The organism is Bifidobacterium panos (assembly GCF_012932445.1).
Classification (GTDB): domain Bacteria; phylum Actinomycetota; class Actinomycetes; order Actinomycetales; family Bifidobacteriaceae; genus Bifidobacterium; species Bifidobacterium panos.
In genome coordinates this window covers 120,361-132,321 of sequence record NZ_JAAIIJ010000021.1, presented here as the reverse complement: position 1 = coordinate 132,321, position 11,961 = coordinate 120,361, and the positions used below count along the sequence as shown (strand labels likewise).

Here is an 11,961-nt window from a genome sequence, read left to right as displayed (position 1 = left end):
TATCTTCGAGGTAATCACGCATCGGCTGGACTGAGTTGTCGGGAGGCGCTTTTACCGCCTGCTGGTCAGCCGCTGCACGAATGACCGCAGGGCGTGCGGCAGGTTGCAGATGGCGTTGCCCAAGCGATAGGAGCGCGAGGTGCGCAGGGCGCTGCACTCATCGCGCAGGGTGCTGCAGTCATTGCTCAGACTGTTGCATTCATCATGCAGGGTGTTGCATTCATCGCTCAGGCGGTCTCGCTGGGCTTGAGTTGTGCGCAGTTCGTCGCCCAGCTGGTCGAGAATGCCGACGTAACGTTGCTCCGCAAGCCGGTATTTGGTCATGCAATACATCAGATAGTCCTCGGCCTCATGTTCCTGCATGTAGCGGTAATCGGCATACCAGTCCGCGACGTAGATGTATGAGGCAGAAGCGTTGCTCATGATGTCCATCTTCGTGAAGCCATCCGTTTTCAATTGCACGAACACGCTTTTGAAGGTGGAGAACTGCTTCAGGGTGACGAGGTTGTACAGCGAAGAGCATAGCGCCCAGTTGACATAGCTTTGCTTCACTTCCGTATATATGCCCGCTTGCTCAAGACGGCCCTTGAGCGAGATGAACGCGGACATGAAGTCGAGCGGATGCTTGTCTTTGTTGTCCATATTGGATGTGCCGCTGTTCACCCGGTAATGCGACAGACGCTCCGGCATGAGGGTGATGCGCTTGGCGAGCACGAGCGCCATGGCCGTGAACTCAAGGTCCTGCGTGCGGTGCAGATCGGGGAATCGCAGGTTGTTCTCGACCAGGAAGGAGCGCCGGAACATCTTGTTCCAGATCCAGTTCTGGAATGAGGTGAAAATCTGGCCGGGGTTCCTTTTGTAGGAGAAAACGGGGTCGTCACCCTCGAAATAGTTGTAATTGAGCACTCCTTGCGGCGGGTACTGGTCGCGCTGGAAGTGTTCGTCGTAATACCACAAATCCCAAATCACGATGTCCGCGTTCGCGTCGTCCGCTTTGGCCACCGCCTTCTCGAACAGGGTGGTGTCCACGTAATCGTCCGCGTCGAGAAATGCGATATAGTCGCCGCTTGCCGCCTCAAGCGCCACATTGCGCGCTTTTCCGGCACCGGAATGGTCGGTCTGGAAAATCCTGACGCGCTTATCCTTCGATGCGTATTCTTGCAGCATCGCCAAAGAGCCGTCGGTCGAGCCGTCATCAACGCAGAGCACTTCCAGATGCGGGTATGTTTGTGCCAGCAGGCTGCCAACGCTGGTTTTCAGGTATTTGGCCGCGTTGTACACGGGCATGATGACGGATACCTTGGCTGCCATAAGCTCTCTCTATCTGTGTGATGGATGAACTCTTGGTTTCATTTTAGGAGTACCGCTAGAGTATTGAGGCGGTCAGCGAACGCGGCTTGCGCTCGGTTGGCAGCTAGATCTGTTTGTCGATGTCGGTGTCCCGAATCAGAGCGGCTATGTCGAACGGCTTATCAGATCGGTGCTGCAAGTAGTCGATGATGGAAGACAGCATTTGATCGTTGCGCCCTCCATCGATGTTCTGGAAGAACAACGCACATTCCTGACTGTCGGGAATATAGGTGAGTTGCTGGTCGATACAGGCGGAAACCACTGGAACACCCGCGAGAAGCTGGTGAGCCTTCAGCCATAGGTCGTCGCCATACAGACAACAGGTGATGATGCCTTCTTGGTCGAACGTGCTAGGCGGCATGATGTGTGGCGGGAACAACGCTCCGGCACCGTGAGTGGCGAGTAGCTGGCTGGAGGGGTATCCGAGCAAACTATGGTGTTTCATCGCGGCGTATTGTTCCCAATCCGCGTATGGCGCGATGTCGCCATTTGCGTCGAAGACGATCAGATGGGTTCGCGCCGCGGAGATTGCCTTGGGATTACGCCGGTAAGATTCGACCAGATCCGTGATGAGAGTGTTGCGATAGATCAGATCATCGTCGAACGTGATGATGATATCGTCGGAGAACTCCTGCATGGCCCAGAAATACTTTTTATGCGGTTTGATGTCCTCATCCACCCACCGGATCTCGACATCATGGGCCAGCAGTCTGGTGAGTTGGCGAGGAAGATCTTTGCGCCCGTTGGGGAAATCGCCCTTGTATAGCCACAACAGGATTTTGTCGGGCAGGGTTTTCTGGGCGAGTAGCGATTCGATGGCGACGTTCACGCCTCCGATTCGGGGGGGGTACGAGGTTATCGATGCTATGATACGCGGCTGGCGGGCGAGATACCGCCACGTATGCGTGAGCGTTCTACGCAGTTTGTTCTTGGTTTCATACACCCAGCGTGGCAGTCGTAGCATCCGTCTTCTAATGGTCCTTGTGTATTGGAGTCCTATAAGTTTTGACGAAGATAGAGTCTAATCGAAATGCCGCCAAGCTTGATTGACGGCGTTGCAGCCGGGAACTCACCGTATGAATTTCCGGCCGCAATGAGTGCGATGGAGCCGGGCGGAATATTCCCGGCTCCATTCGCGGGTTGGTCAGGGTTGGTTATTATGGACGTTTCATGTTGAGTTTGTCGGCGATGGCGTTGGCGGTGTCCGTGCTTACGGCGTTGGGGCCGCCGGCGACGTAGGCCTTGGTGAGCTTGCCGGAGTGGTTGGCCGAGTATGACACCGTGGTGCTGTTGGGGTTGGCGACCAGCAGCATGGCGGCCTTGCTACGGCCGGCCAGGGGGCCTGCCGCAAGGGCATCGGCGAAGTGCTCGCCGGTGGCATACACCACGCCGTTCATGCCCAAACCGTTCTTCTGCACCCACTTGGCGATGTTCACGCTCGTGTCGTAGCGCGTGTTGCCCGACAGACGCGTCACGCCGCGCAGACCCTTGACGAGGCGGGAGGGCACGGCGTTCTCGCCGCCGACGACCACGATGCGCTTGAAGTTGTTCAGCGCGGTTCGCTGCTGGGCGGTCAGCCCGTTGGCCGGGTCGCACAGGAACACCGGCGACTTCGTGGCGTAGGCGTAGGAACTGATGCTCAACGCGTCCGCATAGTGCGCGCCCGTCGCCACGATCGCGGTCGAACCCCACGACTTGCCGCCACGCGTGTACAGCTTGTACGACGTGTCATAACGAGACGGACCCGCCTGGCGTTCCACATTCTTGGCGTACCAACGCAACTGGGATTCGACGCGCGAGGAGATTGCCGCCGTGCCGCCCGCGATCACGATGCGCGACGGCTTGAGCCGCCTGAGCTGAGAGGCCGCCTGCGGGGACAGGAACCCCGAGTCCGTCAGCACGATCGGCGAGCCCAACACACCCGCCAGGCCGGATGCGGACAAAGCGTCGGGATAGTTGCCGCCGTTGGCCACGACCACCGTGCCGGAAGTCTTCGGGAACGCGGTGGCAACCAGGCGGGCCATCGTGTCATAACGCGTCGAGCCGGCCAGACGCTGCAACTGCGAACGTGACGACGGCCGCGATGGCTGCGATGGCCGCGACGGCGCGGGAGCGGATTTGGCGGTGACGTTGACCGCCAGTTTCTGCGTGACGGTCGTGTAATTACGCGCGTCTTTCGGCGTGTAAACCGCATCGTGCTGCTGGCCGCCGGTCTTCGACAGCGTCGTGTTGGGGCTCTTCCACGTCCAGCCGGAAGGCAGCTTCACATCGGAGAGTCTGCCACCCTGCGCCGCCCTCAAATTGGACGGCACCGTGTACGGCGGCTTCGCCTTGCCGATAGACCAGCCGATCGTCTTGGCCGTGCTCGAACCGTCGTTCCACACATACCCCTTGGACAGCGTTGCCGTCGCCCTATACGAGCCGGCATTCGTGCCCGTCGTCTGACCGCTAAGCGTATAACCCGTGGCACCGTTCACGCCCGTCTGCGCCCTGCCGTTGTACACCAAACCAGTCCTGGCCGTCGGAGGCTTCACCGCAACAGGCTTCGACCCAGGGGCAGGCTTAGGCGTGGGCCCAGGCCCAGGCGCGGGTTCAGGACCAGGATAGGGATCAGTATCGGGCTCAGGAACGGGATTCGACCCAGGCCTAGACTCCTGCTCAGGTTCAGGCCTAGATTCAGGTTCGGGCTCCAAGCTGGCATCTTTAACGAAATAGTACGTCAGGGTCTCTGTCGCTGAATTCATGACGATTCGGTTATCTGTCGAATCATTGCGGACATATCGATACCCTGCAACACTGCTCGGATGCGTAACCTGATGCGTCTCACCGCGGCGCAAATAGACCGCAGCTCCACCCGCGTTCTCCAGATCAAGCCCAGTGCTGCTGTCAACGTACTTGATTTTCAAAGTCGTTCGCTCGCTCGACGCCCACAGATCCTTATCCGTCGCCAGAACTTTGTTAGTATCCGCGTCGATAACCTCTCCGAGAATCGTCTCGGTCCCGTCATAATTCGCATTGCACTGCATCTTGATGGAAAGCGACTGCAAGCTCTGCCTGTTATTCATGTCGAGATACTTTTCAGAATCGCTGTAACGTGGAATGACAAACGTCTCTTCCCTGCGCTGCTTCACACTCTTATCAGCATTGAAAGTCTCCAAACGCAGTCTAATCCTGTGGCCCCTTTCCTTATCGACATTCTGGACAACCGTCCTAAACTCGATCTCACTATCCTTGCACTTATGCATATTGTTCGAGTCGGGTTGGTCGCTGATTCGGAGCAAGTTCATCTCATAAGGTTGCGTTGTTGTCGGACCCTGCTCTTTCGTTATCTCTGGATAGGCTATGCGCATGGGTATGGCCTTGCTGAGGTTATTTGCAGAGAGAAGATGCCTTGCAACCTCGAGCCTGCAAACCTCACAAAGATTCCAGATTCCATCTGATCTTGCATAACCCAGATTTTTCATCAAGCAATATCTTCCAGGAATAACCACTGAAGTATCATTGCCTTTTGCAATGCCAACGCCACCAAACCCGAGCATTTTGCGCCATTTCACATGGTCGGCCGTGCCGTTAGCGGCAAAGTCCACATTTGGATAGTGGGTCTCGGAAGCGTACTCATCACCAATCCGTCCAACGTGATGAGATATTTCGTGAGCGGCCATAGCGCCCGTTGTCACGCGGCCATCATTAAGAGATGAGATTGAATACCCGTCACGAATAAATGCTCTGCCGTGATAATGTATGCTGTGCGAAATAATATGCACACTCGACACCTTTGGCGCAAAGTCCGACGACGAAGTCAAGACCTTGGTGGAAACCTCATCGCGCAAGTCATAGATGCGCTGCTGGAATGAGTCCGTCCTTATTGTTGCGGCCCTGCTGTCCGATCGGTAGCTGACCCCCAGATAGGTATCTCTTGTAACCGCGCCTGTGATGCTTGCTCCGCTCTCTTTTGATTCGACGCACATTGCGTAGACGTTGATGTAATTGGAGTACTGCCTGTATGGTTCGAGGCTGAGCAGCGTTTCCGTCCTTTCTTTAACGTGCTGCAGGAACTTCTGCTGATCGGCTTTCGTGTATCCGTCTCCCATGAACAGCAGCACAAACGCCTTGTCGTCATCCACGTTTTTCTTGATCGTATGCACGGGGAAGGTTGTCGCTTTGGTGCTTCTCGTTGCACGCAGCGTTTGTGAAGATGTGTTTTCTGAAGATGTATTGGCGGATGGGGTCGCCAAGGCTGTGCTGGGGGCAAACCCGCTGAAAAGCATTATCGCCAGAATAAACGCAATGATTCTGTTGGTGGTGTTAGTCATCGCAATTCCCTCTTTCGTCCTTTCCGATTCAGTAAAACATATCGGGGGAGCGCGCTGACCACTTTCGACAATGGCGAAGTATACCCACAGGGGGTATTACGTTTTCAACAAAACTGCTATGTGCGTTTCTGTCTGTTTGTTGCATTTGCAATTTTTTCCTATGAAAAAGATGTATATAATGCATATTATTCGTGGGAAAAAGTTGCAACCATTATGGGTGGCCGTTGGAACCGAAGGGATTGGACCAGATCATGCTGCAGCGGAAAATGACTCGGCGGCTCACGCGGTGGAAGGACGATCCGAATCACAAAAGCCTGATAATCAAAGGCGCCAGGCAGGTTGGGAAAACCTTCATCGTGGAGGATTTTGCGCAGCATAATTACGCGCGTTTCGTTCGCGTCAATTTTGAAGAGAACCCGGAATTTGCGGCCATTTTCCAGGGAACGCGCAATGCGGCGGATATATATTCCCAGCTTTCCCTGTATTTGCCGGGGGCGCGATTCGACAAGGGGACGTTGCTGTTCCTCGATGAGATTCAAAGTTGCCCGGATGCCATAACGGCGTTGAAATTCCTCAGCATCGACGGCAGGTGCGACGTCATAGCGAGCGGGTCTTTGCTGGGGATCTCATACAAGGAGGTCTCGTCGTTCCCGGTGGGGTATGTGGATCACGCCGAGATGTATTCGCTCGATTTCGAGGAGTTCCTGTGGGCGAATGGCTTCGGGGAGTCCCAGATAGAGTACGTCAAGGGATTCTGCGAGCGGCATGAGCAGGTGCCGCAAGCCGTGCACCAGCGGATGCTGGATTTGTTCAGGAAATACATCGTCGTCGGGGGGATGCCGGAGGTGGTGGCCTCGTTCGTCGCCGATGCCGATTTCTCGCGCGTGCTGCAACTGCAGCGGGACATCCTCGCCGAATACCAGAACGACATCGCCAAATACGCGCCGAGCGCGGAGAAGGCCAAGGCGCGGGCGTGCTTCCTGTCCATTCCCAAGCAGTTGGCGCGGGACTACAAGAAGTTCACGTACTCGCTGGTCGAGCCGCGCGGCAGCGCGCGCAAATACGGCGGCAGTCTGCAATGGCTCTATGACGCGGGCATCGTCAATTTCTGCTACAAACTCGATGCGCCGGAGCTGCCGTTCGAGGGCAATGCGGACAATGCGAAGTTCAAGGTGTATATGCGCGACACCGGCCTGTTGGTCGCCATGCTTGAGGACGGTTCCCAGAAGGACATCATCGAGGGCAATCTCGGCATCTACAAGGGGGCCGTGTACGAGAACATCGTCGCCGACATCTTCGCCAAGAACGGCAAGGCGCTATATTACTACGAGAAGAACAACTCCCTGGAGATGGATTTCTTCATCCGCCGTGAGGGAGCCGCCACGGCCGTCGAGGTGAAGTCCTCGCAAAACCGCAAGGCCAAATCGATGGACAGCCTTATCGCCAACCACGGCGTGCGCCGCGGCATCAAGCTCGCTCCCGGCAATTACGGCACCGCGGGGAGCAAGGTGGAGGTGATGCCGATCTACATGGCGATGTTCCTGTGAGAACCAGGGGCGAAACGGGAAGGCGGGCTCGCCCAACGACTAAGGGGTGTCGTCCCGTGACAACGAGACGACACCCCTTCAGTCGGCCAGGCCGCGCCGCTACGGTCGTTTCATGTTGAGTTTGTCGGCGATGGCGTTGGCGGTGGCCGTGCTCACGGCGCTGGTGCCACCGGCGACATAGGCCTTGGAGACTTTGCCGCGGTAGCTGGCCGAATACGACACGGTCGGGCTGCTGGGGTTGGCGACCAGCAGCATGGCAGCCTTGTTGCGGCCCGCCAGGGGGCCTGCCGCTAGGGCATCGGCGAAGTGCTCGCCGGTGGCGTACACCACGCCGTTCATGCCCAAACCGTTCTTCTGCACCCACTTCGCGATCGCCACGCTCGTGTCATAGCGTGTGTTGCCCGACAAACGCGTCAAGCCCGGCAGACCCTTGACCAGGCGCGAGGGCACCGCATTCTCGCCGCCGACCACCACCACGCGCTTGAACTTGTTCAACGCGCTCCGCTGCTGCGAGGTCAGCCCCGTGTTCGGGTCGCACAGGAACACCGGCGCCTTCGCCGCGTACGCATACGAGCTGATGCTCAACGCGTCCGCATAGTGCGCGCCCGTCGCCACGATCGCGGTCGTACCCCACGACTTGCCGCCACGCGCATACAACTTGTACGACGTGTCATACCGCGTCGAACCCGCCTGACGCTCCACACTCTTCGCATACCCACGCAACTGGGATTCAACGCGCGAGGAAATCGCCGCGGTGCCGCCCGCGATCACGATCCTCGACGGCCTGAGCCGCTTGAGCTGCGCGGCCGCCTGATCCGACAGGGAACCCGAATCCGTCAACACAATCGGCGCGCCTAGCACGCCGGCCAGGCCGGACGCGGACAGCGCGTCGGGATAGTTGCCGCCGTTGGCCACAACCACCGTGCCCGAAGTCTTCGGGAACGCCGTGGCAACCAAACGGGCCATTGTGTCATAACGCGTGTCCCCGGCCAAGCGCTGCAACTGAGGTCGCGACGACGACTTGGCGGTGACATTGACCGTCAGCTTCTGCGCGACAGTCGTATAGTTGCGCGTGTCCCCCGGCGTGTAAACCGCATCATACTGCTGCTTACCGGTCTTCGACAACACCGTATCGGAATTCTTCCACTTCCAGCCGGAAGGCAGCTTCACACCGGAAAGCTTGCCACCCTGCACCGCACTTAGGTTGGACGGCGTGGTATACGACGGCTTCGCCTTGCCGATGGACCAGCCGATCTTCTTGACGCCGCTGGAACCGTCACTCCACACATACCCCTTGGCCAGCGTCGCCGTCGCCGTATACGAACCAGCATTCGTAGCAGTCTGCCCACTCAACGTATAACCCGTCGCACCGTTCACACCCGTCTGCGACTTGCCGTTATACACCAAACCCGACTTAGCCGTCGGAGCCTTCACCTTAACAAGGGCAGACGTGGACTTGGCCGTGACATTGACCGTCAGCTTCTGCGCGACAGTCGTGTAATTGCGCGTGTCCCCCGGCGTGTAAACCGCATCATACTGCTGGCTGCCGGTCTTGGAGAGCACCGTGGCGGGGCTCTTCCACGTCCAGCCGGAAGGCAGCTTCACGTCGGAAAGCTTACTGCCCTGCACCGCACTTAGGTTGGACGGCGTGGTGTACGACGGCTTCGCCTTGCCGATGGACCAAGTGATCTTCTTGGCCGCGCTCGAACCGTCGCTCCACACATACCCCTTGGCCAGCGTCGCCGTCGCCGTATACGAACCCGCATTCGTAGCCGTCTGCCCACTAAGCGTATAACCCGTGGCGCCGTTCACGCCCGTCTGCGACTTGCCGTTATACACCAAACCAGACTTGGCCACCGGAGGCTCCACCTTAACAGGGGCAGGCGTGGGTTTGGCCGTGACGTTGACCGTCAGCTTCTGCGCGACCGTCGTGTAGTTGCCCGTGTCCTCGGGCGTGTAGACCGCATCGTACTGCTGCTTGCCGGTCTTCGACAACACCGTGCTGGGAGCTTTCCACGCCCAGCCGGAAGGCAGCTTCACACTGGAAAGCTTGCCACCCTGCACACCGCTCAAGTTGGAGGGCACCGTATACGGCGGCTTCGCCTTGGCAATAGACCAAGCGATCTTCTTGGCTACGCTGGAACCGTCGCTCCACACATACCCCTCGGTCAGCGTCGCCGTAGCCGTATACGAGCCCGCATTCGTAGCCGACTGCCCACTCAACGTATAGCCCGTGGCGCTATCCACGCCCGTCTGCGACTTGCCGTTATACACCAAACCCGACTTGGCCACCGGAGGCTCCACCTTAACAGGCTCAGGCTCCGGCGTATCTTCTATCGCATGGCTTTTAAGCTGGAACGACGAAGACGTTCCGGCGAGCACGAAAGCCTTGCCCGACAGCACCTCCGCGCTGGAGGTGTTGTATGCGGGCTGCATGACATTCTCGCCAAGCTGGCTCCACGTGACGCCGTCCTTTGATGTTGCGCACACAACCGAGGTGACATTGCCGGCACCCGTCGCCGTGTAGGTCATATAGAACGCCGCGCCGTCGGACGAAAGCGCACCAGTGTCCCCGAAACGCGGCGCACTGCCGGTCGCTTCAGCAAGCTTATTCCCGTCGAAAGAGTAGATTTTGCCGCCGCTTGAGGAAGTCGCAAACAGAAGCGTTTTGCCGCCTGCGGTGGCGCTGCTCAGCGTTCGATGATTGTAGGAAATGGTCTGCGAAAGCACCCATGTGTTATCCGTCAATGTGTACAGCTGCAAGGCGTTGCTGAAAAAGTCGACGACGGCGAGGTGCGTGCCGTCGAGCATGATGGCGTCGTTGATGTATTGGCCGCTAATGGCACTGCCCAGTTGCCGCACATCGCCATCGGTGCGGTACACGCTCACGGATTTGTTCGATTGCGAGAACCCCAATGTGTATAAACCACCGCTTCGGCTGACCGACCGCGCGGAGACGAATGAGCCGTCAATAGTCTTGTCAACCCACGAACCGCCGGATTGGGTGCGCACAAGAATCTTCGAACCGCTCAGGCCGGTGAGCACCGCATTGGTGTTATGGGAGGTCGCAGACGCCGCCGTCATACCGTTGGCCGCCGTGGTGTTCTCGACCCAGCCGCTGCCGGTGGAGGTGACGACCTTGACGGAATTGAAGTCCGGAAGCACACCCCATAACGTTTTGCCGGCGGCGGTGAGCGACGGATCGGTGCTGGAGATGTTCACGCTCGTCGCGCTGTTCGGCCCCTTTTCGGTGGTCCACAAGGACTGATCGGAATAGTCGGGAATCTTCAGATCGATGGTTGCCGAACCGTCAGCCATGCTCACGACGTCGAGCACAATGCGCGAATTGACGCCGTTCGAATAGACAATCGCATGATCCGCCACGCCGTCCGAGGTTTCCGTACTGCCGATGGATTCGCCGGTTTGCAGATTGGCGTTCTGGATATCGCCCACGCCGGAGCCCCCCGGAGAGTCTTGCGTGGGCTGGTCCCCGGGGCGGAACACATACACATAATCGTATTGGGTATTGCCGCTTGGCTCGGCACCGGTCGGGCCGTATTTGGAATTAACTCGATATACGATGATGCCGTTATAGGTGGTGTCGTTCACGCTGCTGTATGACTTGCCGCCGATGCACCGGTCCGTAAGATAGCCGTTGATGCCGGCCACATCACCCTGACGGTATTCGGCGACGAAATACTCATCCTCATTCAGCGGTGACTTGAACGCAACGGCATGCCGTTCCCCGGAAACGTAAGTTTTCAATGTGTATCTGCCGGAGCTAACCGTATCGATGGAATCGATGAAACCGGCGTCTTTGGCTGTAATGGCCAGCGGCATCAGGGAGGGATAGGCCGTCGACATGATGTCCCAGCGGGTGGCGAGCTTCGGATCCGACGCGCCGCCGTCGTTGCGATACAGGTCGAGCGCGCCGCGAGCGTGCAGGTATTCGTGCACGGGCGTACCGTCCAGTGAAGCGGTTCCGGAATATCCAACCAGCTCAAAATCGCCCACGCGAAGTCCGCCAATCGAAACCTGGCCGGACATGCTCGCTTTGCGTGAGCGCATATCGCTGCGGGCGGTGTCCAGAATGATCATGACGTTATCGATGTAATCTTTATCTTCGCCGTCGCGCTCAAGATTCGCTGTCGGGTCGGCCTTCCAGTCGGGGAACTGCTTCTTCATGGCGGACTCGACGGCGATCATCACGGCATCATTGTTGTTGCATTGGTCCGACGGGATGTCGAGATCGAGGTACGTCACCGCCCCATTGCCTTGATTTTGGGGGAACACACTCAGCACATTGAGCTTGCCGAGCGAGGCATTGGCAATGTAGTTGCGGAACGAGCCCGTGGTGGCGGTGATGGAGTTGAAGCCATCCATCATGGCGTCCCAGCGCGTTCTGGTTGAGCCTTGCGCCGTCTCGTTATACGTATTGCGCGCCGTCTCGTCGGAAAAACGAGCGACCAACACCAGATTCGCCGTGTTGGGATTCGCCGCCAGCGTCGGAGTTGCCGCTTGCGCCGTCTGGGTGGCGAACAGCGCGGCAAGCAGTGCCGTCGCTGCAACAAGCGTGGCAAAGCATCGGCCTGCAAAAGAGATATTGTGGCGGGGTCGAACGTTTGCGCGCATGGTGCCCATCCTTACAAGACATCTGGTGAAACGGTGCCTCTCCAGAATACCCGACCAGGGGCTATTACGGGGGTGCGGTCATGTCGCGCGCATTCTTACCAAACGCGGCCCATACCTAG

7 protein-coding genes and 1 pseudogene are annotated in these 11,961 nt (G+C 58.1%); 3 read left to right on the top strand and 5 right to left on the bottom strand.

Going from position 1 to position 11,961, the window contains the following annotated elements; genetic code table 11:
- Positions 1-51: 51 nt before the first annotated feature.
- From G1C94_RS05840 to G1C94_RS07895, 3 genes are all read right to left on the bottom strand, one after another.
- Positions 52-1,311 (bottom strand): glycosyltransferase family 2 protein, encoded by a 1,260-nt coding sequence (locus G1C94_RS05840; RefSeq protein WP_172146100.1) that lies wholly within the window; start codon positions 1,309-1,311, stop codon positions 52-54.
- Positions 1,312-1,414: 103 nt separating this feature from the next.
- Positions 1,415-2,179, bottom strand: coding sequence for a glycosyltransferase family 2 protein (locus G1C94_RS05835; RefSeq protein WP_172146097.1), 765 nt, complete (start codon positions 2,177-2,179; stop codon positions 1,415-1,417).
- Between the two features lie 328 nt (positions 2,180-2,507).
- Positions 2,508-3,884 (bottom strand): cell wall-binding repeat-containing protein, encoded by a 1,377-nt coding sequence (locus G1C94_RS07895; RefSeq protein WP_335341217.1) that lies wholly within the window; start codon positions 3,882-3,884, stop codon positions 2,508-2,510.
- Between the two features lie 282 nt (positions 3,885-4,166).
- On the opposite strand from G1C94_RS07895, the gene G1C94_RS07820 reads away from it, so the two are divergent.
- Entirely contained in the window at positions 4,167-4,790 is a 624-nt protein-coding gene (locus G1C94_RS07820) for a hypothetical protein (protein ID WP_253902340.1), read from the top strand.
- A 162-nt stretch (positions 4,791-4,952) separates the two neighbouring features.
- On the opposite strand, the pseudogene G1C94_RS07975 reads toward G1C94_RS07820, so the two are convergent.
- Positions 4,953-5,474: pseudogene (locus tag G1C94_RS07975) on the bottom strand (M64 family metallopeptidase); the annotation flags it as partial.
- 37 nt (positions 5,475-5,511) lie between these two features.
- Here G1C94_RS07975 and G1C94_RS05825 point away from each other — a divergent pair.
- Both G1C94_RS05825 and G1C94_RS05820 read left to right on the top strand, forming a co-directional pair.
- The gene (locus G1C94_RS05825; protein WP_172146080.1) at positions 5,512-5,721 is read left to right on the top strand and encodes a hypothetical protein; all 210 of its coding nucleotides are present in this window, start codon (positions 5,512-5,514) and stop codon (positions 5,719-5,721) included.
- A gap of 193 nt (positions 5,722-5,914) precedes the next feature.
- The gene (locus tag G1C94_RS05820; protein WP_172146078.1) at positions 5,915-7,210 is read left to right on the top strand and encodes an ATP-binding protein; all 1,296 of its coding nucleotides are present in this window, start codon (positions 5,915-5,917) and stop codon (positions 7,208-7,210) included.
- A 99-nt stretch (positions 7,211-7,309) separates the two neighbouring features.
- Here the strand turns inward: G1C94_RS05820 and G1C94_RS05815 are convergent, their stop codons facing one another.
- Positions 7,310-11,842, bottom strand: coding sequence for a cell wall-binding repeat-containing protein (locus G1C94_RS05815; protein WP_172146076.1), 4,533 nt, complete (start codon positions 11,840-11,842; stop codon positions 7,310-7,312).
- Between the last annotated feature and the right edge of the window lie 119 nt (positions 11,843-11,961).